Here is a 26,131-nt window from a genome sequence, read left to right as displayed (position 1 = left end):
TTTGGAGCTGATGTCGCAAGGTTCGTGCCAGACCTTAACGGAAGGCTAATTTCCGAATAAACGAATGATTTTGCTTGTGAAAGGCCGGATTAGGCATTGCCCGACATCCGGTCCATGTGCATACAAAGAGGCTTATTTGCCTAATTATTCATCCGAAATTTCAGGCAGCCCATTCATTGGGCGAAATTGTCGCACGCAGTAGTGCGAGGTCCTCCCCTGACGAGGACTCCGAAATTGAACGCCGAGACGGCATGCGACCTATCGGTCCGGGTTGGCGCGCTCGAACTGGCGCAGCAGGCGGTTGCCGCGCTCGACGGCGGCATCGAGTCCGGCCTGCGCCGACTTCTTGCCCGCGAAGACAAGCTCGAGCTCGTCCTCGATGGCGTCGCGCACCAGCACGAACGAGCCGAGGCGAATGCCCTTTGAATTGTCGGTCGGCGGCTTCAGCGTGATCTGCTCGATCGAGATCGCAGCCCCCGGATTGCGGTCGTAAAAACCCTGCGCGCGCGAGAGGTCGAAGGCGGCGCGCGTGATCGGCAGATAGCCGGTGCTCCGGTGCCAGGCGGCCTGCACTTCGGGCTTCGACAGGAAGGCGAAGAATTTTGCCACGCCGGCATATTCGGCGCGCAGCCGGTCGCGCAGCACCCACAGCGTCGCCCCGCCGATGATGCTGTTTTGCGGTGCGCCTGAAACCTCGGGCCAGTAGGGCAGCATGCCGTAGCCGACTTCGAATTTCGAATTGGCCTGGATGTCGGCGCGCGTTGCCGACGAACCAATGAAGATGGCGCACTCGCCCTTCTGGAACCGCGGCTCGGCCGATTGGCCGCGGCCGCTATAGTCGAACACCTTTGTGGTCTGCCATTCGGCGAGTTGCGCGATGTGGCGCACCATCAGCGGATTGTTGAACGTCAGCTCCGCATTGAGTCCGCCAAAGCCGTTGGCCTTGGTCGAGACCGGCAGATTGTGGAAGGCAGAGAAATTTTCCACATTGATCCATGACGGCCATGACGTGGTGAGGCCGCACGCGGCGCCCGCCGCGCGCAGCCGCTTGGCCGCCGCGCCGATGTCCGGCCAGGTTTTCGGCGGCGCTTCCGGATCGAGTCCGGCTGATCGGAACAGGTCCTTGTTGTAATAGAGAATGGGCGTCGAGGCGTTGAACGGGAACGACAGCATGTTGCCGGCGGTGTCGGCATAGTAGCCGGTGATGGCCGGAAGATAGGCTGAAGGCGAGAACGGCACGTCCTGGTCGCGCATCAGCTCGAACACCGGATAGATCGCGCCGCGCGCGGCCATCATGGTCGCGGTGGCGATCTCGTTGACCTGAACGATGGCGGGCTGGCTGCGTGAGCGAAACGCGAAGATGGAAGCGGTGACGGTCTCGGTGTAGTTGCCCTTGTAGGTCGGCACGATCCGGTATTCGGATTGCGATGCGTTGAAATCGGCCGCGAGTTTTTCCAGCGCCTTGCCGAGCTGGCCCGACATCGCGTGCCACCACTGGATTTCGGTGACCGCATATGCCGGTGAGGCAAACGCAATTGCGGCCGCGCATGCGGCGAGCCGCAACATCTTCCGTGCCGTTGTCACGACAAAACCATTCCGATTCGTTTCCGCGCTTTTTCGTCCGGCGCCTTCAATAGGACGCCGCATTCGCGGTTGCAATCCGGTAACGCCCGCACGCGCTGCACAATAAACCGTTTCAACCTTTCCGGGCGGGATAGCCACGCCTCGTCTGCTTCTGCTAAAAAGTGTTGAACCTTTTCTGGTCTCGCCAGACTCCATCACCAAGGGGAAGAGTTTTTTGCCAGTGTCCAGCCGCGCCGACCTATCGCGGACGGTAATGTTCGTTGTTGCGCTGTGTCTGACGGCGGCCGCAACGGCTGCTCACGCGCGCGAATTCCGCGCTGCGGACACCCAGAACGAGGATTATCCGACCGTCCAGGCACTGCGTTTCATGGGTCACCTGATTTCCGAGCGCACCGGCGGCCGTCACCATATCAAGGTGTTCCATTCCCGCCAGCTTGGCGAGGAGAAGGAAACGCTGGCGCAGACGCGGGCCGGCGCAATCGACCTCAACCGCACCAATGTGGCGCTGATCGGAAACGTCATTCCGTCGATGAATGTGCTGGCGATGCCGTTCCTGTTCCGCTCCATCGAACATATGCAGAAGGTGCTGGACGGCCCGATCGGCAAGGAAATCCTTGATAGTTTCGAGCCGTACGGCTTCGTGGGGCTGGCGTTCTACGATTCCGGCGCGCGCTCGATCTACAACAATGTCCACCCCGTGCGCTCGCTGGCCGACATCAGAGGTCTTCGGCTGCGCGTGCAGCAATCCGAACTGATGTCGGAGATGATCCGCTCGCTCGGCGCAGAGCCGGTCGAGTTACCATATGGTCAGGTTCTCACCGGCCTCGTGACGAAACTGATTGACGGCGCCGAGAACAACTGGCCCTCCTTCGTCACCACCGGCCACTACAAGCATGCCGGCTACTATTCGCTCACCGAACACACGATGAGCCCCGAGGTTCTCGTGATGTCCCACAAGGCATGGATGATGCTGTCGGCGGAGGACCGGAAGATTTTCCGCGAGGCGGCGCTGCGTTCCGGCCAGTTCATGCGCGAGAAGTGGCGCGATCTGGAGGAGCAGTCGCGCAAGCAGGCCGAAGGCGCCGGCGTTGTCATCGTGACCGACATCGACAGGAAGCCGTTCGAAGCGGCCATGGCCGGCCTCTATGTCAAGGCGCAGCGCGATCCCGCCGCCGCGCAATTGATCGAACGCATTCGCAAGGTGGAGTAAGTTGACCCCGGCCGCACCCCGCAACGATGCCTTGGAACGCCCGGCGAGCTTTGCCGTGCGCGCCCGCGTCCGCATCGTGCAGCTCGTGCGTGCGGTGCCGATCCGCTGGCGCATCCTGTCGATCGCGCTGCTCAACTCCGCCGTGGTGGCCGTGCTGGCGCTCTTGATCTGGAACGGCGCAAAGGTGCTGGGCTCGGCCTGGGACGATGTCCGCGCGGTGCGCGAATCCGACAAGATCCTCGCGCTGCTGGAAAGCGAGAACAGCCGGCTGCATAATTTGATCCACCGCTATATCAACCGACCGAGCCCGGAACTGTTCGCCGAGATCCTGCTGCTGCGCGAGGCCGTGCTGGGAACGCTGACCACACGGGCGGCGACCGACCCGATGCTGTCGGGCTCGGTGGAAGAGCTCGAACGCGTCACCAGCAAATTCCTCGACGGTTTTGGCGAATTGCGCACGGTCCAGGCCACCATCACCAGGACCTATGAGGAGCAGGTGCTGGCGCCCACGCGCGACATGGCCGGGCTCTATTCGGTCATCGAGGGCGCCACCGGCCACCGCGATGCGCTGATCTGGCCCGCGCTCGGCAAGTCGCGCGAGGCATTCACCGCGCTGCTGGTCGCCGCCAACGCCTATTATCTCTCGGTGGCCGCTTCCGCCGAGGAAGACGCCCGCCGCAATATCGATACCATCGACAAGACGGTCCCCGTGATGGCGGACCTTGCCGAAAACGACCTGCAACGCCTCGCCTTGCAGCGCCTGCAACTGCGCAATGCCGCGCTGCGCGAGGGCCTGCGCAAGCTTTCGGAGCAGATCGCAAACCGCACCGAATTGTTGCGCAACACCATCGACGCCAGCCAGGCCGAGGCGATCGGCGCCATCGACGATCTCTCGGTCAAGATGCGCCAGCGCGAGCAGAAGGCGCAGGCGACCTTCGATCGCACGCTGTCGGACATTTCGCGCCGGGTGCTGTCGATCGCGGTGATTTTCCTCGGCGTGATCCTTTCCGCCGGCGTCATCATCGCACTGTCGATCCGCCTGCCGCTCCAGCAGATCATGACGGCGATGCGCGCCATCGCCTCCGGCGACCTCGACCGCGAGGTGCAGGGCACCAAAACCAAGGACGAGGTCGGCGCGATGGCGCGCGCGGTGGAAGTGTTCCGCGAAAACGCCATCGCCAAGCAGAAGACCGAAGAGGAGCTGCGCACCGCCAAGGAGCGGGCCGAAGGCGCGCTGCTCGAGCTCAACACCGCGCAGCAGAACCTGATCGATGCCGAGCGGCTGGCCGCGCTCGGCGGCCTCGTCGCGGGCGTCGCGCACGAGGTCAACAACCCGATCGGCATCAGCCTGACGGTGGCATCGAGCTTCGCCCGCCGCGCCGAAATCTTCGATCAGGAATTGAGGACCGAGCCGCTGCGGCGCTCGAAACTCGACGAATTCGTCAAGGCTTCGCGCGATGCCGGCCAGCAATTGGTGGCCAACCTGCACCGCGCCGGCGAGCTGATCCAGTCGTTCAAGCAGGTGGCGGTGGACCGTTCGCACGCCGAACGCCGCCAGTTCAGCCTTGCCGAGGCAACCGACCAGATCGTGGCGAGCCTGCGGCCGGTCCTGAAGAAATCAGCCATCCAGCTCTCGGTGGACGTGCCGGAAGGGCTGCTGATCGACGGCTATCCCGGCTCCTACGGGCAGATATTAACCAATCTGTTCCTCAACGCCGCCAATCATGCCTTCGCCGACGGGCGCTCCGGGACCATCGCGATCACGGCGCGGCCGCGCGGCAGCGATGACGTCGAGATCATTTTCGCCGATAACGGCGCCGGCATGACGCCGGACGTACAGCGGCAGGCCTTTGACCCGTTCTTTACCACCCGCCGCAACGAAGGCGGCACTGGCCTCGGCCTGCATATCGTCTATAACCTCGTCACCCAGCAACTGGGCGGCCGCATGATGCTGGAGTCAAGACTGGGACAAGGCACGACTTTTCGCATTATTATGCCAAGGGTCGCCCGGGGGACCCCCTCGATCCCTGACACAGTAGCCGACGGAACCCAGCAATGGCCGAACAGGACGATGTCCTCCACCTGATCGACGATACCGGAGCTGCTCCGGAGGACGCATCCGCCCGCAAATGGAAGATCGCCGTCATCGACGACGATGCCGCCGTGCATGAAGGCACGCGCTTTGCGCTGAGCGACTACAATCTGAACGGCGCGACGCTGGAAATCCTGTCGGCCTATTCGGCCGCCGAGGGCCGCGAGTTGATGCGCAAGCATCCCGACATCGCCGCCGTGCTGCTCGACGTCATCATGGAGACCGATGTCGCGGGGCTCGAGCTGGTCGAGTTCATCCGCAACGAGATCAAGAACGAGACCGTGCGCATCATCCTGCGCACCGGCCAGCCCGGCCAGGCGCCGGAACGCCGCATCATCGTCCAGTACGACATCAACGACTACAAGGCCAAGACCGAGCTCACGGCCGACAAGCTGTTCACCTCGCTGACCGCGGCAATCCGCAGCTACCAGCAGCTCGAGCGCATGGTGCAGACAAGGCGTGGGCTCGAGATCATCATCGACGCGGCGTCCACCCTGTACGACTTCAAGTCGATGCAGCGGCTTGCCGAGGGCGTGCTGACCCAGCTCGCCTCGCTGCTCAATGTTGAGTGTGCGGGAATCCTGGTGCTGCGTGACGACGGCGCCGGCTCGGAGTTGTCGGTGCTGGCGGGGTCGGGCTGCTATAGCCGCTTCATCGGCACCACCAGCTCGAAATCGCTCGATCCGGATTTGCGGGAGATGGTGGAAGCCGCATTCTCCCGTCGCAAGAACGAATTCGCCGACCACCGCAGCGTGCTTTACCTGCGCACCGGCAGCGGCCGCGAGGTGGTAGTGCTGCTACAGGCCGAGCGCCAGCTTTCCGACACCGACCGCGCGCTGGTCGAGATCTTTTCCAGCCGCCTGTCGATCGCCTTCGACAACGTCATTCTTTACCAGCAGCTCCACGAGGCCAATACCCAGCTCGAGGACCGCGTGGCGCAGCGCACCCGCGCGCTGATGCAGGCCAACCGCCGCCTCTCGTCGCAATGGATGCGGCTACAGCGCGCCAACGGCTTCAAGAACGAAATCCTCGGCACCGTCGCCCACGACCTGAAGAATCCGCTCGGCGTGATCCTCGGCCGCACCGAGATGCTGACCGAATTGATCGGCGCCGGCTCGCCCAAGGAAAACGTCACCGCGCAGGTCGATCATATCCGCGACGCGACGCGCCGGCTGACCAACATGGTCGATCACCTGATTTCGGATGCGATGGCGGATGCCTTCGACATCACCATCCGTCGCGAGCCGGTCGATATCGCAGCCCTCGTGACCGAGGTCACCGATGCCAACCTGCCGTCGGCCGTCAACAAGCAGCAGAGCATTTCGGTCTCGGCGCCGCCGCATTTCGTCACCATGTGCGACGCCGACCGCATCCGCGAAGCGATCGACAATCTGGTGAGCAATGCCATCAAGTATTCGCCGATCGGCGGCAAGATCACGGTGGGTGTGACGCATGAAGGCACCAATACGGTGATCCGCATTGCCGACGAGGGCGCGGGCCTGTCGCCCGAAGACCTCGGCCGGCTGTTCGGCCGCTTCCAGCGGCTGTCGGCCAAGCCGACCGCGGGCGAAAGCTCGACGGGCCTCGGGCTGTCGATCGTCAAGCGCATCATCGACATGCATGGCGGCCATGTGGCAGCCCATAGTGCGGGACCCGGACAGGGCTCGACGTTTACGGTTACATTGCCCGCAACAGAGACATGACCCAGTCACCGCACATCATCATCGTCGACGACGAGGCGCCCGCCCGCGAGATGGTCGGCGATTACCTCAAGATGCATGGCTTTGGCGTCACGCTGTGCGATGGCGGCAAGAGCCTGCGCGCCGCGATCGAGACCAGCGTGCCGGATCTGGTCGTGCTCGACCTCAACATGCCCGAGGAAGACGGGCTTTCGATCATCCGCGACCTCAAGAGCCGGATCAACGTCCCCGTCATCATGCTGACGGCGACCGCGAGCCCGATCGACCGCGTCGTCGGCCTGGAGCTCGGCGCCGACGACTACATAGCAAAGCCCTGCGAGCTGCGTGAGTTGATGGCGCGCATCCGTTCGGTGCTGCGGCGGAGCACGCCGGCCAAGGCGGCAGCAGCGCCGGAAGCGGCAAGCGCGAAGTCGGCCAAGGATCAGCTCGTGCGGTTCGGCACCAAATGGCTCGACCTCGAGGCCCAGGCGCTGCGCGACGACGAGGGCAACGAGCATCCGCTGACCGCTTCCGAATTCGGCCTGCTGAAAGTATTTGCGGCCAATCCCAAGCGTGTGCTGTCGCGAGAGCGGCTCCTCGAGCTTGCCAATGCCCGCGATGCCGAAGCCTTCGACCGCGCGGTCGACCTGCGCATCATGCGCATCCGCCGCAAGATCGAGATCGACCCGACCAAGCCGGCCGTGATCCGCACGATCAGAGGCGGTGGCTATTTGTTCTCGCCTGCCGGCGAGAAGGCTTGATTATCGTTCCGGCGGGACGCCGCCGGCTCTTTGGGACCGGCATAGCATCATCCAAAAAGGTGCCCCCTAACCGTTGAAACGAAGAATCGTTCCCGCCCGGCGGCATCCGCTCCCTCCAATTTTCCGCATATTGAAATCGTTCACATTTCCGCCGCGAATGTTTCGCCGCAGGCCACCTGACGAAACAATTCCCTGACCGGCGAAACCATTTTCCGCCTTTGGCGCAGACATCCCGAAACGCAGCCTGACTATCACTGCTCCCAACGAAACGACGCCGAACGGCGAACTGGGAGCCTGTCATGTCGAACGTCATTGCCATCAACGCCGCAGCCAGCAAGCACATCGACGCTGCGCGTGCGACATCGGATGAGATGCTGCTGGCAGAGATCGCCAAGGGCGGCCGCACCGCAATGCACGTGCTCTATTCGCGTCACAACGTTCGGGTCTATCGCTTCGTGCTGCGCATCGTGCGCGACACCACGATGGCCGAAGACCTCGTCAGCCAGGTGTTCCTGGATGTCTGGCGCACCGCCAAGCAGTTCGAAGGCCGCTCGCAGGTTTCCACCTGGCTGCTGTCGATCGCCCGTTTCAAGGCGCTGACCGCGCTGCGCCAGCGCCGCCATGAAGACATCGACCAGGAAGAGATGCTGGAAATCGCCGACGATGCCGACACGCCCGAGGCATCGCTCGACCGTAGCAGCACCTCCGAGATCCTGCGCGCCTGCGTGGCAAAGCTGTCGCCGGCGCACCGGGAGATCATCAACCTCGTCTACTATCACGAGAAGAGCGTGGAGGAGGCCGGCCTCATCATCGGCATTCCCCAGAGCACGGTGAAGACCCGCATGTTCTACGCCCGCAAGCAATTGGCACAGTTGCTTAAGGGCGCCGGCGTCGACAGCCTCGCCGCGTAAAATCAAGCAATTACAGCATCTTATGTAGCGCGAAGGCCCGGGAAACCGGGCCTTTTTGGCTGCCGGCAGTTACCCGCGACGAAACAATTGAAACAATTGGCGACATCACCCGGAAAAACTCTCTGCTTAAGAAGACAATCACTGACGCAACGCCAACCGACCGGGAGACCGAAATGCTGAAGCCGTCCTTCCGCTACTTCATCATCCCCCTCGGCGCGATCTCCACGCTGGCCACGCTGTCGGCCCAGGACGTCGCCCCCCGCGCCCAGCGCGATACCGGGTCGATGATTGTCCGCGAGCGGGTCGTGGATTGCGGCACGAAATCTCCCACGCAGGTCTGCGTGATCACCTACGACAGCGAGGCCCCTCGCTGAGACGATCTCAACCAGACTTCCAGTGACCTCCAAGCGACCCGGCCGGGATGCCCCCCTCCAGCCGGGTCGTTCTACGTTTGGGACCCCGGCATCCCGGCCCAGCGACGATCTGCCGCTACCGGATTAATTGCAACTAATTCGCATTTGCATAATCTGATCTCCTTTCGCGCCCCGGGGGATCGTCATGACCGTTTCATATCGCGCGGCGCTTGCCGCTCCCGCCCTTCTGGGTCTCGCCTCGGGCGCGGCGATCGCCGCGGGGGATCTGTCGCGGCAGACGCCGATCGAGGTGACGGTCGAGCTCGGCGCGCCCGGCAAGCATGAATTCACGCCGAAGCAACTGCGCTTCGAGACCGGCAAGCTCTACAAGCTGATCCTGCGCAACAGTAGCAACGATCCGCATTACTTCACCTCGCACGCGTTCTCGCAGATGGTGTGGACGAGAAAAGCCCAGGTCACGCAGCAGCGCGACGGCAAGAGCGTGACACTCGCCGAGTTCAAGGGCGCGATGCGCGAGATCGAGGTCTATCCCGGCTACACTGCCGAATGGTGGCTGGTGCCGGTCGCGGCCGGCAAAGCCTCCGATCTGCGCTGCGACATCAAGGGCGCCGACGGCAAGACCCACGCCGAACTCGGCATGACCGGCGAGATCATCATCGAATAGTGAGGCTGCGGGCCGTCAACGTCACGGACACGTGACGCGAGGTGACGTAACGCCTCCCGCCAACATGCGAAGAGCCTCAGGAGACGTCTTCTGAAGAGCTCCGCTAATGTTGAATCTCGTTCTCGCGCTGCTCGCAGGCGTCATCACCATCGCCGCGCCTTGTACGCTGCCGATGCTGCCTATCCTGCTCGGGGCATCGGTGGGCCAGACCAGCAAGGCGCGGCCGGTGATGATCGCGCTCGGCTTCGTTCTGTCGTTCTCGATCGTCGCGCTTGCGCTGAGCGCGATCACCCGCGCCTTCGACTTCGATCCTAACGTCCTGCGCAGCGCCGCCGCGATCCTGCTCGTCGGCTTCGGCCTGCTGATGATCTGGCCGGCACCGTTCGAATGGCTGTCGATCCGCTTCGGTGGATTGTCCGGCGGTGCTGCCGCCTCCCGGCAGGACATGCTCGGCGGCTTCGTGCTCGGCACCACGCTGGGCCTCGTGTGGACACCCTGCGCCGGTCCGGTGCTGGGTTCGATCCTCACGGTCATCGCAACCTCGAAAGACACCGCATGGGCCAGCGCGCTGCTGGTCGTCTACGCCATTGGAGCTGCGATCCCCATGCTGTTGATCGCCTATGGCGGCCAGGCCGTCACCACCCGCGTCCGCAGCCTCGCGCGCATCACGCCACGACTACAGCAAGGCTTTGGCGTCGTGGTGATCGGCTTCGCCCTCGCCTCTTACTTCCAATACGACACGCTGATCGTGGCGTGGCTGACCTCGTTCTACCCCAACGGCCAGATCGGCCTCTGACCAATCCTCTTCAGGAGAATTTTGATGAGCCTGCGTTCCCTCGCCGCCACCGCCTCGGTGATCGCCTCGTGTCTCGCCGCCACCGCTCTGCCCGCCATCGCCGGCGAACCGCCGCGCGACCTCACTGCACCGCTGGCGGTCGCCGCGGTCCAGGATGCTGCACCCAACTTCGTTGGCATCAACAAATGGTTCAACTCCGCGCCGCTCAACATGGCCGACCTGCGCGGCAAGGTCGTGCTGGTGGATTTCTGGACCTATGGCTGCGTCAACTGCGTGAACACGCTGCCGCATGTCACCGCGCTCTACGAGAAATACAGGGATCGCGGCCTTGTCGTGGTCGGCGTCCACACGCCGGAATTCCCGTTCGAGCGCTCGGCATCGAACGTACAGGCTGCGCTGAAACGTCACGGCATCACCTATCCGGTGGCGCAGGATAATGATTCCCTGACCTGGAATGCCTGGCGCAACCAGTATTGGCCGGCGCAATACATCGTCGACCAGAACGGCAAAATCGTCTTCCAGCACGCCGGCGAAGGCCAGTACGAGGAGATCGACCGCACCGTCGCAAGGCTGCTCAACGCGAATAGCTGAGCCAACTACACCCTCGGTACAGTACTATCGTTACAGCCGGCGTGATAAGTTCACGTCGGCGGGCGATCCCGAAAGGCGGGCATCTGCCTTTGGGATAAAATCGCCGCAGCGTAACGGTATTGGATGGTGCCGATGTTCGAAGGCTGGGATGCCGTAGTGCTGGCGCGGGCGCAATTCGCCTTCACCATGTCGTTTCACATCATATTCCCCGCCTTCTCGATCGGGCTGGCCAGCTACCTCGCGGTGCTGGAAGGCCTCTGGCTGTGGACCGGCCGCGAGGTCTTCATCAACCTTTTCAATTATTGGCTGAAAATTTTCGCGGTCGCCTTCGGCATGGGCGTGGTGTCGGGCATCGTGATGTCCTACCAGTTCGGCACCAACTGGTCGGCGTTTTCCGACAAGGTCGGGCCCGTGATCGGGCCGTTGATGGCCTATGAAGTCCTGACCGCGTTCTTCCTCGAGGCAGGCTTCCTCGGCGTCATGCTGTTCGGCCTCCAGCGCGTCGGCAAGCGCTTGCACTTCTTCGCCACGTTGATGGTGGCGGTCGGCACGCTGATCTCGGCATTCTGGATTCTGTCCGCCAATTCCTGGATGCAGACCCCGACCGGCCATGCCGTCAATGCCGCCGGCCAGTTCGTGGCAGCCGACTGGTGGCAGGTGATCTTCAACCCGTCCTTCCCGTACCGGCTCGTGCATATGGTGCTGGCGGCGTATCTGACGACGGCCTTCGTGGTCGGCGCGGTCGGCGCCTGGCACCTGCTGCGCGATTCCCATCTGGCAGGTCCGCGCGTGATGTTCTCGATGGCGATGTGGATGGCCGCGATCGTCGCGCCGATCCAGATCCTGGCCGGCGACCAGCACGGCCTCAACACGCTGGAGCACCAGCCGGTGAAGATCATGGCCATGGAAGGCCATTTCGAAAGCCACAAGGACGGCGCGCCGCTGATCCTGTTCGGCTGGCCCGACGAGGCCGCGGGCAAGATGAGATTCGCGGTCGAGATCCCAAAGCTCGGGTCGCTGATCCTGAAGCATTCGCCGGATGCGCCGATGGCCGGTCTCGACACCGTACCGCGCGAAAACTGGCCGCCGGTGCATATCACCTTCTGGTCGTTCCGCGTCATGGTCGGCATGGGCATGCTGATGATGGCGCTCGGCTTCCTCAGCCTGTGGATGCGCTGGCGCGGCACGCTTTATGAGTCGCGCCTCCTGCACATGTTCGCGGTCGCCATGGCGCCGTCGGGCTTCATCGCCGTGCTCGCGGGCTGGATCACCACCGAAACCGGCCGGCAGCCTTTCACCGTCTACGGCCTGCTCAGGACGGCCGATTCAGTGTCGCCGCTGGCGGCGCCGGCGGTGGCGTCGTCGCTGATCGCCTTCATCATCGTCTATTTCATCGTATTCACCGCAGGCGTGATCTATCTGCTGCGTCTGATGGCCGCCCCGCCGCATCACGACGAGCCCGGGCCTGCCAAGGACGTGCCGGCGCGCGCCGCCGGCATTACGCCGGCACCCGCCGCCGTAGCCAAGGGGGCCACGCCATGATCGCGATCGACCTTCCCGTCATCTGGGCCTTCATCATCGCCTTCGCCGTGTTCGTCTATGTCGTGATGGACGGCTTTGATCTTGGCCTCGGCATCCTCTTCCCGCTGTTTCCCCGGAAGGAAGACCGCGACGTCATCATGAACAGTGTCGCGCCGGTCTGGGACGGCAACGAAACCTGGCTGGTGCTCGGCGGCGGCGGCATGATGGCGGCGTTTCCGCTCGCCTACGCCGTGCTGATGCCGGCGCTCTACACGCCGATGATCGTGATGCTGCTTGGCCTCGTGTTCCGCGGCGTCGCCTTCGAATTCCGCTGGCGCACCACGCGGAACAAGCAAAATCGCTGGGACCTCGCCTTTACCGGCGGTTCGCTGCTGGCCGCGCTGGCGCAGGGCATTGCGCTCGGCGCGATCCTCCAGGGCATCCGTGTCAGCGAGCGGGTCTATGCCGGCGGCTGGTGGGACTGGCTGACGCCGTTTTCCATCCTGACCGGCATTGCACTTGTCATCGGCTACGCGCTGTTGGGAGCCACCTGGCTCGTGATGAAGACCGAAGGCGAACTGCGCGACCGGGCCTACGGCCTCTCCTGGGCGCTGCTGTTCGCGATGCTGGGCGCGATCGGCGCGGTCTCGCTTGCCACGCCTTTCCTTGCCGTGCAGTACACGCAGCGCTGGTTCACCTGGCCCAACATCATCCTGACCGCGCCGGTGCCGGTAGCGGTGGCTGGTGTCACCGTGCTGCTGCTGCGCAGCCTCGCCAACAGATATGACTACCAGCCGTTCTTCCTGGCGCTGGCGCTGTTCGCACTTTCCTATGCCGGCCTCGGCATCAGCATGTATCCCTATATCGTGCCGCAGAGCATCACGATCTGGCAGGCGGCCTCGCCCGAGAACAGCCAGCTCTTCATGCTGTTCGGCGTCGCGATCCTGATCCCGTTGATCCTCGCCTATACCGCCTGGGCCTATTGGGTGTTCCGCGGCAAGGTGAAGGCGGAGCACGGCTACCATTGACGCCGCAGCCACCCGATCCACGGCCGCTGTGGCAGCGCCTGTTCTGGTTTGCCGCGCTCTGGCTGGCGGGCGTCGGCACAGTAACGCTGATCTCCTATGGATTGCGGCTCTGGATCGCGCCGAAATGACGGCTTTGCGACGCCTGGCTGCGAACTGGCTTCTTGAAAATCGATGACTTTCCAGTGGCCTAGAGAACAGGTTGGCCATGAACTTGCCATATGCTAGCCCTGAGATTTGATGGTCTCAGACGCGAATTGATTTGGCCGGCACGCCCTTAAGGAGAGCTTTGCATGACGACGTTTCGTCACCTGACCTGGATGTTGATTGCCGCGGTTGGATTGGTGTTTTCGACATCGCAAAGCCAGGCACAAAAGCGGCCTGATGCGGACGAACCCGGGCTCGTCGCCGACGACAGCTACGAGCTCGACCCGCAATTCCGCAAGCAGGTGGTTTACTACCGCACCTCTGAAGCGCCCGGCACCATCATTGTCGTCACCGCGGAACGCCACCTTTACCTGGTGCAGGGCAACGGCCGCGCCATTCGCTATGGCATCGGCGTCGGCCGCGAAGGTTTTACGTGGCAGGGCCTCGTGAACATCACCCGCAAGGCGGAATGGCCGGACTGGACGCCGCCGCCGGAAATGATCGCGCGCCAGCCCTATTTGCCGCGCTTCATGGCCGGCGGCCCCGGCAATCCGCTCGGCGCCCGCGCGATGTATCTCGGCACCACCGTCTACCGCATCCACGGCACCAACCGGCCCGACACCATCGGCACCGCCGTGTCGTCCGGCTGCTTCCGCCTGGTCAATGCCGACGTCGCCGATCTCTACGAGCGCGTGCCCGTCGGCACCAAGGTGATCATCCGGCAGAAGCCCGAGCTGTAACCGCAAGGCTCCCTTGCGACGCTAATCCATTCCCTCAAGAATTTTGGTGAGACAATCATGTTGCGCACATTCACGGGCGGCCTGCTGATCGGGCTTGCCGTGGCCATCGCGGTCGCGGCTGCCGCAATCACCTACGAGCGCTACGACACCAAGACGCTGAAGCGCACGGTCAAGCGCGGTGAGGTGTTGTGCGGCGTCAATGCCGGCCTGCCCGGCTTCTCGATCCCCGACGACAAGGGCAACTGGACCGGCTTCGACGTCGACTTCTGCCGCGCGGTGGCGGCCGCGATCTTCGACGATCCGAAGAAGGCAAAATTCATCGCGCTCGACGCCAACGAGCGCTTCAGGGAATTGCAGAACCGCAAAGTCGACATCCTCTCGCGCAACACCACCTGGAGCATGTCGCGCGAAACCAATTATGATCTCTATTTCCCGGCCGTCGCCTATTATGACGGCGAAGGCTTCATGGTGCCGGCCTCCCGCAAGATCGATTCCGCGCTCGACCTGAACGGCAGCAAGATCTGCGTACAGGAAGCCACGACGACCAAGCTCAATGTCGCCGATTACTTCAAGGCCAACAACATGAAGTACGAGGAGATGAAGTTCAACAAGCTGGACGACGTGGTCAAAGCCTACAACGAAGGCAAGTGCGACACCTTCACCGCCGACGTTTCGCAGCTCTATGCGCTGCGGCTCAACCTCGCCAAGCCGAACGACCACATCATCCTGCCCGACGTCATCTCCAAGGAGCCGCTTGCCCCGGTGGTGCGCCAGCGCGACGACGACTGGATGATGATCGTCAAGTGGACGCTGTACGCGATGATCAACGCCGAGGAGCTCGGCATCACTTCGAAGAACATCGACGAGGCGCTGAAATCGAAAAAGCCCGACGTGATGCGGCTGGTCGGCACCGAAGGCAATTACGGCGAAGTAGTCGGCCTGCCAAAGGACTGGGCCGCCCGCATCATCCGCCATGTCGGCAATTACGGCGAGATGTACGACCGCAACGTCGGCGCCGAGTCGAAGCTGCAAATCCCGCGCGGCCTGAACCAGCTCTGGAGCGCCGGCGGCATCCAGTACGCCCCGCCGATTCGTTAAGGGCGCACGCTGCCCGCGTTGCCAAGGGTCGTGTCCCCCGGCTTGACCGGGGGACCCAGTACGCCGCGGCCCCTCGATTCAACAACGAACGTCTCTGGAATACTGGATCGCCCGCCTTCGCGGGCGATGACGAGTTGTTTTGCGGCCGCGGCTGCGCGCCTCAATAACTCCGCGACCGCGCCAGTTGGTCGGCGTGGAAATTGGAGTCCCCGAACAGTTCCTCGCACACCCGCGCGCGCTTCATGAAGAAGCCGATGTCGAACTGGTCGGTCATGCCCATGCCGCCATGCATCTGCACGCCCTCCTGCACGGCGCGCGTTGCGGTGGTGCCGGCTTTCGCCTTGGCGACCGCAACAGCGGAAGCCGCCTTCCCGATGTCGGCATCGAGCGCCTGGAGCGCCTTCAGCACGGCGGCGCGGCTGATCTCGATGTCGACATAGAGCTGTGCGGCGCGGTGCTGTAGCGCCTGGAATTCGCCGATCAGCTTTCCGAACTGCTTTCGTTCTTTCAAATAGGTCACCGTGCGGCCGAACACCTCTTCGCTCAGCCCCACCATTTCCGAGGCGACCGCGCCGCGTCCGATATTGAGCACGCCTTCCAGCAGCGCCCCGCCCTGATCGACCTCGCCGAGCACGCTGTCCGCGTCAACCTCGACATTGTCGAACACGATGCGCGCTGCGTTATGCGCATCGACCATGATCGTGCGCTCGGTCGCGAGGCCCTTTGTCTTTGGATTGACCAGGAACAGCGTCAGCCCCCTGGCTTCACCGGCAGAGCCCGCGGTGCGGGCCGCGACGATCAGGAGATCGGCGGTGTGGCCGTCGACCACAAACGCTTTCTCTCCATTCAGCTTGAAGCCATTACCTGAACGCACCGCCTGCATTTTGGTATTCAGCGGCCGATGCTTTGCGCCCTCGTCAACAGCGAGCGCCGCCAGCAGCGAACCGGCCGCAATCTTCGGCAGGTGTTCCGACTTCTGCGCCTCGCTGCCGCCGCGCAGCAGCGCGGAAGCCGCCACCACGCTGGTGGCGAGGAATGGCGATGGCATCAGCGTACGGCCGATTTCCTCCAGCACGATGCCGGCTTCGACCGCACCGAGCCCGCTGCCGCCGAACTGCTCCGGCACCAGCAGTCCGGAAAATCCCATCTCGGAAAATTCTTTCCAGAGATCACGCGAGAAGCCCGTGGCGTCCTTGCTGTCGCGGAGGTGCCGCAGATGCGACACCGGCGCCTTGTCGCTGATGAGGCCGCGCGCGCTGTCACGCAGCATGGATTGTTCTTCGGTGAGGACGAGTGCCATGGGAGGATGGTTCCGGTCTAGAAATGAAACGAGTTGGTTCGTCGTCCCTGCGAAAGCAGGGACCCATACGCCGCGGCGCCGCGATATACAGCTGGAGCTGGCGTCATACTCAATACTCAACAGCGATGGTTATGGGTCCCTGCTTTCGCAGGGACGACGAGTGGTAAGACTGGAGGCTACGCCCCCGGCAGATCGAGGATGCGCTTGGCGACGATGCCGAGCATCACCTCGCTGGTGCCGCCTTCGATCGAATTGGCCTTGGTGCGCAGCCAGGCGCGCGGGCGGGCGCCGCCGCGCGAGCGTTCGCTCTCCCATTCGAGCGCGTCGATGCCGCCGGCCGACATCAGGATTTCGTAGCGGCGCTTGTTGAGCTCGGTGCCGTAATATTTCATCGCCGAGGAAAACGCCGGATGCGATTGCCCGGCCTTGGCAAGGTCAACGGCGCGCTCGGCGGCCGCGGCCAGCGCCGCTTCATCCACCTCGAAGGCCGTGATCTGGCTGCGCAGCATCGCATCGTCGAGACGTCCCTGCTCGTCGGTGCCGACCCAGTCGGCGGCGACCTGGCCGAGCGGCCGGCCGACGCCGCGCTCGCCCATGCCCGAGATCATCGCGCGCTCGTGTTGCAAGAGATATTTTGCGACATCCCAGCCGCGATTGACCTGCCCGACCACATGCGACTTCGGCACGCGCACATTGTCGAAGAAGGTTTCGCAGAACGGCGAATAACCCGAGATCAGCAGGATCGGTTTTGTGGACACGCCCTTGGAGGCCATGTCGAACAGGATAAAGCTGATGCCATCATGCTTCTTCGCCGCAGGATCGGTACGCACCAGGCAAAAGATCCAGTCCGCGTAGTTGGCATAGGACGTCCAGATTTTCTGGCCGTTGATGACATAGTCGTCGCCATCGCTTTCGGCGCGGGTCTGAAGTGAAGCAAGATCAGAGCCGGCATTCGGCTCGGAATAGCCCTGACACCAGCGGATCAGGCCTGCCGCGATCTTCGGCAGATGCTCCTTCTTCTGCGCCTCATTGCCGAACTTGAGCAGCGCCGGACCGAGCATCCAGATGCCAAAGCTCGACAGCGGCGGGCGCGCGCCGATCCTGGCCATCTCCTCGCGCAGCACCTTGTGCTCGGCCCCATCGAGGCCGCCGCCGCCATATTCCTTCGGCCAGTCCGGCACCGTCCAGCCCTTGTCGCGCATGCGCTCGAACCAGACGCGCTGCGGCTCCGAGGAGAATTTGGCGTTGCGGCCGCCCCAGAACACATCGCCATCGGAGGTGGCGGGCTTTCGCATTTCCGGCGGACAGTTCGCCTCCAGCCAGGCGCGGGTCTCTTTTCGGAATTGTTCGAGATCGGACATCGGCGTTTCCATCCGGATTTGACAGGTTGGAATCGACCTTAGTCGCGGCATCGCGGAATTCAATATCTCATCGGGTGCGTCATGCATGCCACGCGATGGCCATCGATTGCGAAGGGGTGTATTCGCTAGCTGCGGTAACGATTGAAAAACAAGAGGAAACGGTCATGCGGCTGAAACTGCTTTCGCCAGGCGAAATGAACGCCGAGCAAAAAGAAACCTATGACGAGGCGATTGCCGGCAAGCGTGGCGCGCCGCCGGCGCCGATGATGGCCTGGCTCAACAGTCCGGAAATGGCCAGGCATGCCACGCGCCTCGGCGAAGTGATGCGTTTCAACACCATCTTTCCGGCAAAGCTTTCCGAGATCGCCATCCTCGTCACCGCACGGCACTTCACCTCGCACTACGAATGGTTCGCCCACAAGCGCCTCGCGCTGAAGGGCGGCATGGATCCCAAGATCATCGACGATATCCGGGACCGCCGCACGCCCACCTTCGACGATCCCAGGGGCAAGATGATCTATGAGCTCGCAAAATCGCTGCACGAAGGCCGCGGCGTGTCGAAAGGTCTTTACGATGAAGCGGTGAAGATTCTCACCGAACGCGGCGTGGTCGAGGTGATCGGCCTGTGCGGCTATTACACACTGGTCTCGATGACGCTGAACACCTTTGAGTTCGGACTGCCGGAGGGAGAAGTGTCGGACCTTGCCTAATTGCGGACGGTGCTTACGTCTCCCTCTCCCCGTTCTTCACGGGGAGAGGGTTGGGGTGAGGGGCTGCCTCCGCGAGTCGTGATCTCTCGATAGACCTGTACCCCCTCACCCGGAAACAGTCGCGAAGGAAGCATCATGACTGACAATCCGCCCGTCATAGCCGGCACCCGCATCGGGCATGTGCACCTGAAGGTCGCCGATCTCGATCGCGCGCTCGGCTTCTATTGCGGCGTGCTCGGCTTCGAGCTCCAGCAGCGGCTCGGCTCGGGCGCTGCGTTCATTTCGGCCGGCGGCTATCATCACCACATCGGGCTCAACACCTGGGAAAGCAAGGGCGGCCATCCGCCGCCGCCCGGTACCACTGGCCTGTATCACACGGCGATCCTCTATCCGACCCGCGCGGCGCTGGCCGATGCGCTGCATCGCGTGATCAACGCCGGCATTGCACTCGACGGTGCCAGCGACCACGGCGTCAGCGAAGCGCTGTATTTGCGTGACCCCGACGAAAACGGCGTCGAGCTCTATCGCGACCGGCCGGAAGCCGAGTGGCCGCGCAGCCCGGACGGCAAGCTCGCGATGTTCACGAAGCGGCTGGACCTGGACGATCTGTTGCGGGCGCGAGGAACGTAGCCCCGCAGCTCATCCGGCAGGCGCCCGCGCGCGAACCATCCAGCACGCCGCGGTGAAGCTGACCTCATCGCCCACCACAAACGGATCGAAGGCGCCGCGAACCTTGTCGACGACCTGCGCGCGCGTTTGCTCATCGGCATCCTGGAGCACCCGGCCGACCGGCCCGAGCCAGGTGAGATAGCGAACCAGTTCGTTCTCGGCAAAGCTGCAGGCAACGTCGATCGGCCGGATATCGATCTCCGCCCAGCCGCCCTGCTCGAGGATGGCGCGGACGCGGTGGCGGTCCGCGAAGCCGAACTGCCCGGGCGCATCCGGCCGTCGCGGCGGGAGGCTCGGCAGCAGCGGCGCCGCCGCGCGCTCAGCCGCCGTCATGAACGAATTCTCTGCGGCATCGCGCCAGGCGACAAACCGGAGTTCCGCATCCACTCGCGTGGCGCGGCGGAGGTTGGCGAAGGCCATGACCGGATCTTCAAAGAACATCACGCCGAAACGCGAAATGATCATGTCAAAGCTTGCGCGATCGAACACGTGGCCCTGCGCGTCCGCGCAAACGAAGCTCGCCCGCGCACTTTCGCGCGCCGCACGCTCGCGCGCCATCGCGATCATCGCTTCCGAAATGTCGATGCCGGTGCAGCGACCTCCCGCTTCGAGCTGCCGCGCAATGGCAAGCGTGAGGCCTCCCGTGCCGCAGCCGACCTCGAGCACCTCGCTCGCGCCGGCAGCAGAAACTGCCCCGGCCAGCAAATTCTCGAACCGCCGGAACATCGTATCGATCACGTCCTGCATCTCGATCCAGGCCCGGCCCGAGGAGCCGTTCCAGAGCAGTGCCTGCTCACCGTCGCGCTGCTGTGCGCCATCCATGATCAACTCCTTTTGCCTGGCGTTACGAAACGGAAGCGTGCATCCTGCCAGTTCAAGTCAACTTGAGGTCAAGCGTGAACTGCATCGATATTGCGGAGCTGGCGCAGCGGTCCGGAGTTCCCGCCGCCACACTCCGGTTCTACGAAGAAAAGGGGCTGATCGCCTCGATCGGCCGACGCGGCCTGCGCCGTCTGTTCGACACCAATGTGCTGGATCGGCTGGCGCTGATCGCATTGGGACGCGCCGGCGGCTTTTCGCTCGACGAGATCGCCCGCATGTTCGCCCCTGACGGCCGGCCGCGCATCGACCGGCGCATGCTGGCGGCCAAGGCCGATGAACTCGACCGGACCATCCGCCGGCTGCACGCCATGCGTGACGGGTTGCGCCACGCGGCTGCCTGCCCGGCCCCGAGCCACATGGAATGCCCGACTTTTCGCCGGCTGCTGCGCGCCGCAGCTTCCGGCGCCATCGGCCCGGAAAAGAGGGCGAACTAGTGCGCGGCTTTTCGCCCGCGGACCATGATCAACCCTGCCGCGGTGAGCTCGATCGCGATACAGCAGTAGAACGGCAGGGCATAGCTGCCGGAAAAATCGCGCAAGAGGCCAACGACGCCCGGCCCGAACGCATAGGTGATCTGGTTGATCGCCGTGATCAGACTCACCAGCACGCCGAACGAGCGCGGATCGAATTCGCGCTGCACGATCAGCGCCGGCAGCGTGATCAAATTGCCGACGGAGAAGCCGAACAGCGCGCAGGCCGCGATCAGTGCAATGTCGTTATGCACATTGATGATGATGGCGAGCGCCACTGCCTGGCTGATGAACGACAACGAGGACGCCAAGCGCTGGTTCATTCGGTCAATCACGAAGGAGAACAGCACCCGCCCGACCACCGCCATTGCGGTCAGGAACGCCACGGCCACGGCAGCGCGCTCGCGCCCGATCACCGAATCCAGGAACGAGATCAGATGGACGATGAAACCGACCTGCGCGAACAGCACCAGCGCGAACGCTGATGACACCGACAGGAACGCGATGTCGCGAAAGGCCCGGGCGCGGATTTGCGTCGAGGATGGCGCATCGGCAGCCGCTGCCACCGCTGCATGCGCCAGTACGGGCGGCTTGCCGACAAAAATCAAAGCCAGCGGCACCATCAATACGACCAGCGCAATCGCCGCAGCCGTCATCCCGCCGGGGAAACCGAAATGACCGATAGCTGCAATCAGCAAGGGAACGCCGACAATGCCGCCGAAGCTGGCGCCATTGAGCGCCAGGCTGATCGCCATGCCGCGCTTCTTGTCGAACCACAGCCCGAGCGTATTGGTGATCATGCCGAGGCTGGTGCCGGCCCAGCCGAACGCGAGCACGGCATTGGCAAGATAAAGTTGCCATGGCTCGCGCACCTGCCCGATGGCGACGCCGCCGGCGGCCATCACGAGCGCGCCGGCGATCATGCAATTGCGTGGCCCGGCCGCCTTGATCGCCTCGCTGATAAAGGCCACCAGCGCCGCGCCGAAAAGGTAGAAGAAGGTGGTAGCCGAGGAGATCAGCGAGGCCGGCCAGCCGTGCAGGCGCTGTAGTTCGGCGACATAGACGCTTTGGCCGTAGAAGCCGAATGCCCAGCCGAAGGTCGCGAGCAGGAAGCAGACCGCGACGATGCGCCAGCCGTCGTAGTGGATCGAGGTTTCCGGAACGGGGGTGTAGCTGGATGCGTCCATATTGTTCTTGTTCTCTCGCAACGGACGCGTGTCCACCCGCTTTCCGTATCGCACACATTCGTCATGGCCGGGCTTGCTCTATCCGTCATTGCGAGCGAAGCGAAGCAATCCATTTCTCGACTTGTGGACATATGGATTGCTTCGTCGCTGCGCTCCTCGCAATGACGGTGGAGCAAGTCGGTCATGACGGTGAATAACAAACTTCGACGACAATCGCTTCGACCGGCACCGAACTGTCAGCAGATGTCACCAGCGCCTAGGCGCCATGGTCGGGAAATTCATCCACCGCCCGCAACTGCGCGCGGCGCTTTGCGAAGGATGCGAACGACAGCACCGCAAGGCCCAGCAGCACCGGCGGGAACACCACCATGTTGACGGCGCTCCAGCCGTAATTGGCGAGCAGTTGGCCGGACGAGAACGATCCGATCGCCATCATGCCGAACACCAGGAAATCGTTGAACGCCTGCACCTTGTTGCGTTCCTGCGGCAGGTGCGTTTCCAGCACCAGCGCGGAGGCGCCGACGAAGGCAAAGTTCCAGCCTACGCCGAGCACGATCAGCGTCGCCCAGAAATGCGGGGCGGTGATGCCGGACAGGCCAATGCCTGCCGCAGCCGCTTCAAGCACAAGGCCGAGCGCGACGATGACGGGCGCACCGAAACGCGCGATCAGCGAGCCCGTGAAAAAACTCGGGCCGTACATCGCCACGATGTGCCACTGAATGCCGAAATTGGAATCGCTCACCGTCAGCCCGCACATCTGCATGGCGAGCGGCGCCGAGGTCATCACCAGGTTCATCATGGGGTATGCGATCACGCCGCACAGGGCGGCCGCGATGAAGCGCGGCTGGCGCGCGATCGTCAACAGCGGCCGTCCGCCATGCAAATCGGCGGCTTGCGGCTTGGGCGCATCGACGCCCGCCAGCACCGCCATCGCGACCAGCGCAACGGCCGCCTGCACCACAAAGCTGAAAGCGAACAGATAAGGCGGCCAGATATCCATGGTCCACTGCACGAGCTGCGGACCGAGTACGCCCGCGAACACGCCGCCCGCCATCACCCACGACACCGCCTTGGGACGGAACGCAGCGCTGGCGCCGTCGGCGGCGGCAAAGCGATAGGATTGCGACACCGCGCCATAAAGCCCGCCGAGGAAGGTCGCAAAGCAGAACAGCCAAAATGAAGCATAAAGAATCGCAACGGACGCAAGCACGCCGGTGAGCACGCCGCATCCGGTGCCGATAATGAAGGCGACACGCCGGCCATAGGCCCGCGAGATCGCGCCGGTCGGCAGCGTGCCGGCGGCGAGGCCCAGCACATACATCGAGAGCGGCACCGTCGCGAGCGAGATGCTTGGGGCCAGCGTCGCACCGACGATCGAACCGGTAGTGAAGATCACGGCGGAGTTCGCGCCCGTCAGCGCCTGCGCCGCCGCAAGACGCACGACGTTGGCGCGCGCCCGCGCGTCATTGGCGATCTCCTCGCTCGCTGTCACGTCGATCATCGGCATTTCCGCCCGCAGGCTCTTTATTCCCGGCACTATGGAGAGCGGGAGCCATGCGATCAACCGCTGCAAATGGACAAGCCCCATGCGCGGGCGCGCGCCTAAGCTGAACGCTGGAATTCCAGCATCAGATTGTTCGAGGGCATCGGCACGATCTCTCGCAACGCCAGCCCGACGCTGTTCGCCAGCTTCTCGACATCGCCGACATCGCGCACGCCCCATTCGGGATCGCGCTCGCGCAGGCTGGTGTCGAACACGGCGTTGCTGATGGCGGTGTGCTTGCCGTCGCGCTTGAACGGCCCGTAGAGAAACAGCCGTCCGTCATCGCGCAGATAACGCGAGGCGCCGGCCAACAGTCCTTCCGCCACGCGCCAGGGCGCGATGTGGATGACATTGGCGCAAAACACCGCCAGCAATTTTTCGGGGCCGTCTGCCGGAAACCAGTCGGCCTCGGTCAGATCGATCCGCAGCGGCGGACGGATGTTCGATAATCCCGCATGTGCGGTCCACGCCGCGATGCTGTTTAGATGCGCCTCGTTGAGATCGCTCGGCCACCACGTAACCTCAGGCGTATGGCTTGCAAAATGCACGACGTGCTGCCCGGTGCCGCTGCCTGCCTCCAGCACATCGCCCGATTTGCCCGCCAGGAACTTCTCCAGCACGGCCCAGATCGGCTGATGGTTGCGGTGGAACGCCGCCGCATCGAGCCGCCCGTCCGCCTCGACCGGACGGCCGTCCTGGCCGAACTGAACCACGAATTCAGCCATGGCAATATCTCGCTTCAGATCGCCGCAATCGATTTTCCCAACGCATTGTTCAGTATGGGCTAACTTAGTAGAGAAGAACGTTTGGCCGCGATAGCGGTCGCGCGATTTTGAAGCGAGGAAACATGGGGCCCAACCTCCGGCGCATGGCTGCGGCATCCCGGCATCTGCTTGGGCGGCGCAGCTTTCTCGGGCTTGGCGCCGCGCTGACCGGCAGTCTTGCGCTGGGAAGACCGGAGCAAGCCGACGCGCAACCCGCGTCCCCGCCGGCAGATGCGCCATGGTCGCAAACCGCGGGCTCCGGCGTGGTCGACCGGCCCTATGGAAAACCTTCCGATTTCGAGGCCGGCGTCATCAGGCGCAATGTGCCCTGGCTCACCGCCGGCAAGGAATCTTCCGTCAGCTTTACGCCTCTACAGGACCTGCACGGCATCATCACGCCGAACGGCCTGTTCTACGAGCGCCATCATTCGGGGCGCGCGGATGTCGATCCCGCGCAGCACAGGCTGATGATCCATGGCCTGGTCGGGCGGCCGCTGCTGCTGTCGATGCAGGACATCCTGCGCTTTCCGCAAGTAACGCGCACGCACTTCATCGAATGCAGCGCCAATGGCGGCATGCACTGGCGCACATCGCAACTCAACTCGCTACAGTTCGCCCATGGCATGATCGGCTGCGCGGAGTGGACCGGCGTGCGCCTGTCGACGCTGCTGGAAGAAGCCGGCATCAAGAAAGAAGCGCGCTGGGTGATGGTCGAAGGCGCCGACAGCGCGCACATGAACCGCAGCCTGCCGCTCGCAAAATGTCTCGACGATTGCCTCCTCGTCTATGCGCAGAACGGCGAGGCGCTGCGTCCCGAGCAGGGCTATCCGCTGCGGCTGGTGGTGCCGGGCTGGGAAGGCAGTGTCAGCATCAAATGGTTGCGCCGCATCAAGCTCGGCGACAAACCATGGTACTCGCGCGAAGAGACCTCGAAATACACCGACCTGATGCCGGACGGCACCGCGCGCGGATTCTCGTTTCTGATGGAAGCCAAATCCGTCATCACTTCTCCCTGTCCTGAAAAGCCATTTCCCGGCCCCGGCCTCCACGAGATCAGGGGCCTTGCATGGACCGGCAACGGCAAGGTGAAGCGCGTCGATGTGTCGATGGATGGCGGCAGCAACTGGCAGAGCGCGCGGCTGCACGAGCCGGTGCTGTCGAAGGCGCTGACCAAATTCACGCTGCCATGGCGCTGGGACGGCAAGCCCGCTTTGCTGCAATCGCGCGTCATCGACGAGACCGGCTATGTGCAGCCAACGATCGCGGAGCTGCGAAAGCAGCGCGGCTCGAATTCGGTCTATCACAACAACTCGATCCAGACCTGGCAGGTGAAGGGCGACGGGAGCGTGTTCGATGTTCAGCTCGGCTAGATGCCTGCTGCTTTGCACCGCCATCACGATGGCGAGCACGGGCTTGGCGGCCGCCGCGGAACCCGGCCATTTCGGCTATGGCGAGAAAGCAACGCCGGAGCAGATCGCCGGATGGGACATCGACATCCGCGGCGACGACGGCGCCGGCCTGCCCGCGGGCAAGGGCACGGTGGCGCGCGGCGGCGAGATCTATGCCGGGCAATGCGCATCCTGCCACGGAACCTTCGGCGAGGGCGAAGGCCGCCTTCCCAAACTGGCGGGCGGGGCCGGAACGCTGCGGGCGGAGCGGCCGGAATTGACGGTGGGCAGCTACTGGCCGTTCGCGCCGACGCTCTGGGATTACATTAACCGCGCCATGCCGATAGCCGCCCCGCACACATTGTCATCGGATGACGTTTATGCTTTGACCGCTTATATTCTGCACCTGAACGACATCGTCGGAAGCGAGTTCGTGGCGGACCAAAACAGCCTGCCGAAAGTCAAAATGCCCAATCGCGACAATTTTGTCTGGACCGATCCGCGGCCCGATACGGCAGCGAAACCCTGCATGAGCGGATGCGCTGCTGATGTCGCGATAACGTCCACGGCCGAGGGCAAAAACCTGACGCCGCGCACGTCAGGCCCACTCGACACGATGTCTTCCAAGTAAGGCACGATCCCGGGAAGAAACGCCTTTGACCGA

26 protein-coding genes are annotated in these 26,131 nt (G+C 63.5%); 19 read left to right on the top strand and 7 right to left on the bottom strand.

What is annotated here, in order from left to right:
• Positions 1-258 precede the first annotated feature (258 nt).
• On the bottom strand, positions 259-1,566 hold the full coding sequence (ugpB, locus tag JQ628_RS18925) for a sn-glycerol-3-phosphate ABC transporter substrate-binding protein UgpB (RefSeq protein ID WP_212224535.1): 1,308 nt from the start codon (positions 1,564-1,566) through the stop codon (positions 259-261).
• Between the two features lie 232 nt (positions 1,567-1,798).
• On the opposite strand from ugpB, the gene JQ628_RS18920 reads away from it, so the two are divergent.
• From JQ628_RS18920 to JQ628_RS18855, 14 genes are all read left to right on the top strand, one after another.
• Entirely contained in the window at positions 1,799-2,794 is a 996-nt protein-coding gene (locus JQ628_RS18920; RefSeq protein ID WP_212224422.1) for a TRAP transporter substrate-binding protein, read from the top strand.
• A gap of 94 nt (positions 2,795-2,888) precedes the next feature.
• Positions 2,889-4,880, top strand: coding sequence for an ATP-binding protein (locus JQ628_RS18915; RefSeq protein WP_433996145.1), 1,992 nt, complete (start codon positions 2,889-2,891; stop codon positions 4,878-4,880).
• Positions 4,850-6,589 (top strand): ATP-binding response regulator, encoded by a 1,740-nt coding sequence (locus JQ628_RS18910; RefSeq protein ID WP_212224420.1) that lies wholly within the window; start codon positions 4,850-4,852, stop codon positions 6,587-6,589. The genes JQ628_RS18915 and JQ628_RS18910 overlap by 31 nt, the downstream gene beginning before the upstream one ends.
• Positions 6,586-7,326 carry a response regulator gene (locus JQ628_RS18905; protein ID WP_212224418.1) on the top strand — a complete coding sequence of 247 codons (741 nt, stop codon included), beginning with the start codon at positions 6,586-6,588 and terminating at the stop codon, positions 7,324-7,326. The genes JQ628_RS18910 and JQ628_RS18905 overlap by 4 nt, the downstream gene beginning before the upstream one ends.
• A 299-nt stretch (positions 7,327-7,625) precedes the next feature.
• Positions 7,626-8,237, top strand: a complete 612-nt coding sequence (locus JQ628_RS18900) for a sigma-70 family RNA polymerase sigma factor (protein ID WP_212224417.1) — start codon at positions 7,626-7,628, stop codon at positions 8,235-8,237.
• A gap of 173 nt (positions 8,238-8,410) precedes the next feature.
• Positions 8,411-8,611, top strand: a complete 201-nt coding sequence (locus JQ628_RS18895; protein ID WP_212224416.1) for a hypothetical protein — start codon at positions 8,411-8,413, stop codon at positions 8,609-8,611.
• A 184-nt stretch (positions 8,612-8,795) separates the two neighbouring features.
• On the top strand, positions 8,796-9,275 hold the full coding sequence (locus JQ628_RS18890) for a hypothetical protein (RefSeq protein WP_212224415.1): 480 nt from the start codon (positions 8,796-8,798) through the stop codon (positions 9,273-9,275).
• A 106-nt stretch (positions 9,276-9,381) separates the two neighbouring features.
• Positions 9,382-10,071, top strand: coding sequence for a cytochrome c biogenesis CcdA family protein (locus JQ628_RS18885; RefSeq protein WP_212224414.1), 690 nt, complete (start codon positions 9,382-9,384; stop codon positions 10,069-10,071).
• 24 nt (positions 10,072-10,095) lie between these two features.
• Positions 10,096-10,662 (top strand): thioredoxin family protein, encoded by a 567-nt coding sequence (locus JQ628_RS18880; protein ID WP_212224413.1) that lies wholly within the window; start codon positions 10,096-10,098, stop codon positions 10,660-10,662.
• A 132-nt stretch (positions 10,663-10,794) separates the two neighbouring features.
• Complete coding sequence (locus tag JQ628_RS18875) at positions 10,795-12,204, top strand: cytochrome ubiquinol oxidase subunit I (protein ID WP_212224412.1); 1,410 nt, start codon at positions 10,795-10,797, stop codon at positions 12,202-12,204.
• Entirely contained in the window at positions 12,201-13,211 is a 1,011-nt protein-coding gene (gene cydB / locus JQ628_RS18870) for a cytochrome d ubiquinol oxidase subunit II (RefSeq protein WP_249128084.1), read from the top strand. The genes JQ628_RS18875 and cydB overlap by 4 nt, the downstream gene beginning before the upstream one ends.
• The gene (locus JQ628_RS18865; protein ID WP_212224410.1) at positions 13,208-13,339 is read left to right on the top strand and encodes a DUF2474 domain-containing protein; all 132 of its coding nucleotides are present in this window, start codon (positions 13,208-13,210) and stop codon (positions 13,337-13,339) included. The genes cydB and JQ628_RS18865 overlap by 4 nt, the downstream gene beginning before the upstream one ends.
• Before the next feature lie 162 nt (positions 13,340-13,501).
• Positions 13,502-14,095: a L,D-transpeptidase gene (locus JQ628_RS18860; protein ID WP_212224408.1), complete on the top strand. Its 594-nt coding sequence runs from the start codon at positions 13,502-13,504 to the stop codon at positions 14,093-14,095.
• A 57-nt stretch (positions 14,096-14,152) separates the two neighbouring features.
• Positions 14,153-15,193 carry an amino acid ABC transporter substrate-binding protein gene (locus JQ628_RS18855; protein WP_212224407.1) on the top strand — a complete coding sequence of 347 codons (1,041 nt, stop codon included), beginning with the start codon at positions 14,153-14,155 and terminating at the stop codon, positions 15,191-15,193.
• Positions 15,194-15,353: 160 nt separating this feature from the next.
• Here the strand turns inward: JQ628_RS18855 and JQ628_RS18850 are convergent, their stop codons facing one another.
• Both JQ628_RS18850 and JQ628_RS18845 read right to left on the bottom strand, forming a co-directional pair.
• Positions 15,354-16,493, bottom strand: coding sequence for an acyl-CoA dehydrogenase family protein (locus tag JQ628_RS18850; RefSeq protein ID WP_212224406.1), 1,140 nt, complete (start codon positions 16,491-16,493; stop codon positions 15,354-15,356).
• A 176-nt stretch (positions 16,494-16,669) separates the two neighbouring features.
• On the bottom strand, positions 16,670-17,854 hold the full coding sequence (locus JQ628_RS18845; RefSeq protein ID WP_212224405.1) for an acyl-CoA dehydrogenase family protein: 1,185 nt from the start codon (positions 17,852-17,854) through the stop codon (positions 16,670-16,672).
• Between the two features lie 164 nt (positions 17,855-18,018).
• Between JQ628_RS18845 and JQ628_RS18840 the strand changes: the two genes are divergently transcribed.
• Together JQ628_RS18840 and JQ628_RS18835 are read left to right on the top strand one after the other, a co-directional pair.
• Positions 18,019-18,564, top strand: coding sequence for a carboxymuconolactone decarboxylase family protein (locus tag JQ628_RS18840; RefSeq protein ID WP_212224404.1), 546 nt, complete (start codon positions 18,019-18,021; stop codon positions 18,562-18,564).
• Positions 18,565-18,699: 135 nt separating this feature from the next.
• A complete protein-coding gene (locus tag JQ628_RS18835) occupies positions 18,700-19,194 on the top strand; it encodes a VOC family protein (RefSeq protein ID WP_212224403.1) in 495 nt (164 codons plus the stop codon).
• Positions 19,195-19,203: 9 nt separating this feature from the next.
• Here the strand turns inward: JQ628_RS18835 and JQ628_RS18830 are convergent, their stop codons facing one another.
• The gene (locus JQ628_RS18830; protein WP_212224402.1) at positions 19,204-20,055 is read right to left on the bottom strand and encodes a class I SAM-dependent methyltransferase; all 852 of its coding nucleotides are present in this window, start codon (positions 20,053-20,055) and stop codon (positions 19,204-19,206) included.
• Positions 20,056-20,129: 74 nt separating this feature from the next.
• Between JQ628_RS18830 and JQ628_RS18825 the strand changes: the two genes are divergently transcribed.
• On the top strand, positions 20,130-20,549 hold the full coding sequence (locus JQ628_RS18825) for a helix-turn-helix domain-containing protein (RefSeq protein WP_212224401.1): 420 nt from the start codon (positions 20,130-20,132) through the stop codon (positions 20,547-20,549).
• On the opposite strand, the gene JQ628_RS18820 is transcribed toward JQ628_RS18825, so the two are convergent.
• The 3 genes from JQ628_RS18820 to JQ628_RS18810 all read right to left on the bottom strand — a co-directional run bounded on the left by JQ628_RS18820 (position 20,546) and on the right by JQ628_RS18810 (position 24,040).
• The gene (locus JQ628_RS18820) at positions 20,546-21,772 is read right to left on the bottom strand and encodes an MFS transporter (RefSeq protein WP_212224399.1); all 1,227 of its coding nucleotides are present in this window, start codon (positions 21,770-21,772) and stop codon (positions 20,546-20,548) included. The genes JQ628_RS18825 and JQ628_RS18820 overlap by 4 nt on opposite strands.
• Positions 21,773-22,028: 256 nt before the next feature.
• On the bottom strand, positions 22,029-23,273 hold the full coding sequence (locus tag JQ628_RS18815) for an MFS transporter (RefSeq protein ID WP_212224398.1): 1,245 nt from the start codon (positions 23,271-23,273) through the stop codon (positions 22,029-22,031).
• A gap of 101 nt (positions 23,274-23,374) precedes the next feature.
• A complete protein-coding gene (locus JQ628_RS18810) occupies positions 23,375-24,040 on the bottom strand; it encodes a DUF938 domain-containing protein (RefSeq protein WP_212224397.1) in 666 nt (221 codons plus the stop codon).
• Positions 24,041-24,162: 122 nt separating this feature from the next.
• Here JQ628_RS18810 and soxC point away from each other — a divergent pair, with 122 nt between their 5' ends.
• A complete protein-coding gene (gene soxC, locus JQ628_RS18805) occupies positions 24,163-25,449 on the top strand; it encodes a sulfite dehydrogenase (protein ID WP_249128082.1) in 1,287 nt (428 codons plus the stop codon).
• Positions 25,433-26,098, top strand: a complete 666-nt coding sequence (locus tag JQ628_RS18800) for a c-type cytochrome (RefSeq protein ID WP_212224396.1) — start codon at positions 25,433-25,435, stop codon at positions 26,096-26,098. Before soxC ends, JQ628_RS18800 begins: the two co-directional genes overlap by 17 nt.
• Positions 26,099-26,131: the final 33 nt, after the last annotated feature.

It is taken from the genome of Bradyrhizobium lablabi (assembly GCF_018129385.1).
GTDB classification, from domain to species: Bacteria; Pseudomonadota; Alphaproteobacteria; order Rhizobiales; family Xanthobacteraceae; genus Bradyrhizobium; species Bradyrhizobium lablabi_C.
This window is presented reverse-complemented; position numbering and strand designations above follow the sequence as displayed.

Excerpts from the sequence above, each read along its gene's own strand:
- ugpB (WP_212224535.1), bottom strand. The coding sequence starts at position 1,566 with ATGTTGCGGCTCGCCGCATGCGCGGCCGCAATTGCGTTTGCCTCACCG.
- JQ628_RS18910 (WP_212224420.1), top strand. The coding sequence starts at position 4,850 with ATGGCCGAACAGGACGATGTCCTCCACCTGATCGACGATACCGGAGCT.
- JQ628_RS18905 (WP_212224418.1), top strand. The coding sequence starts at position 6,586 with ATGACCCAGTCACCGCACATCATCATCGTCGACGACGAGGCGCCCGCC.
- JQ628_RS18900 (WP_212224417.1), top strand. The coding sequence starts at position 7,626 with ATGTCGAACGTCATTGCCATCAACGCCGCAGCCAGCAAGCACATCGAC.
- JQ628_RS18895 (WP_212224416.1), top strand. The coding sequence starts at position 8,411 with ATGCTGAAGCCGTCCTTCCGCTACTTCATCATCCCCCTCGGCGCGATC.
- JQ628_RS18890 (WP_212224415.1), top strand. The coding sequence starts at position 8,796 with ATGACCGTTTCATATCGCGCGGCGCTTGCCGCTCCCGCCCTTCTGGGT.
- JQ628_RS18885 (WP_212224414.1), top strand. The coding sequence starts at position 9,382 with ATGTTGAATCTCGTTCTCGCGCTGCTCGCAGGCGTCATCACCATCGCC.
- JQ628_RS18880 (WP_212224413.1), top strand. The coding sequence starts at position 10,096 with ATGAGCCTGCGTTCCCTCGCCGCCACCGCCTCGGTGATCGCCTCGTGT.
- JQ628_RS18875 (WP_212224412.1), top strand. The coding sequence starts at position 10,795 with ATGTTCGAAGGCTGGGATGCCGTAGTGCTGGCGCGGGCGCAATTCGCC.
- cydB (WP_249128084.1), top strand. The coding sequence starts at position 12,201 with ATGATCGCGATCGACCTTCCCGTCATCTGGGCCTTCATCATCGCCTTC.
- JQ628_RS18860 (WP_212224408.1), top strand. The coding sequence starts at position 13,502 with ATGACGACGTTTCGTCACCTGACCTGGATGTTGATTGCCGCGGTTGGA.
- JQ628_RS18855 (WP_212224407.1), top strand. The coding sequence starts at position 14,153 with ATGTTGCGCACATTCACGGGCGGCCTGCTGATCGGGCTTGCCGTGGCC.
- JQ628_RS18850 (WP_212224406.1), bottom strand. The coding sequence starts at position 16,493 with ATGGCACTCGTCCTCACCGAAGAACAATCCATGCTGCGTGACAGCGCG.
- JQ628_RS18845 (WP_212224405.1), bottom strand. The coding sequence starts at position 17,854 with ATGTCCGATCTCGAACAATTCCGAAAAGAGACCCGCGCCTGGCTGGAG.
- JQ628_RS18840 (WP_212224404.1), top strand. The coding sequence starts at position 18,019 with ATGCGGCTGAAACTGCTTTCGCCAGGCGAAATGAACGCCGAGCAAAAA.
- JQ628_RS18835 (WP_212224403.1), top strand. The coding sequence starts at position 18,700 with ATGACTGACAATCCGCCCGTCATAGCCGGCACCCGCATCGGGCATGTG.
- JQ628_RS18830 (WP_212224402.1), bottom strand. The coding sequence starts at position 20,055 with ATGGATGGCGCACAGCAGCGCGACGGTGAGCAGGCACTGCTCTGGAAC.
- JQ628_RS18820 (WP_212224399.1), bottom strand. The coding sequence starts at position 21,772 with ATGGACGCATCCAGCTACACCCCCGTTCCGGAAACCTCGATCCACTAC.
- JQ628_RS18815 (WP_212224398.1), bottom strand. The coding sequence starts at position 23,273 with ATGATCGACGTGACAGCGAGCGAGGAGATCGCCAATGACGCGCGGGCG.
- JQ628_RS18810 (WP_212224397.1), bottom strand. The coding sequence starts at position 24,040 with ATGGCTGAATTCGTGGTTCAGTTCGGCCAGGACGGCCGTCCGGTCGAG.
- soxC (WP_249128082.1), top strand. The coding sequence starts at position 24,163 with ATGGGGCCCAACCTCCGGCGCATGGCTGCGGCATCCCGGCATCTGCTT.
- JQ628_RS18800 (WP_212224396.1), top strand. The coding sequence starts at position 25,433 with ATGTTCAGCTCGGCTAGATGCCTGCTGCTTTGCACCGCCATCACGATG.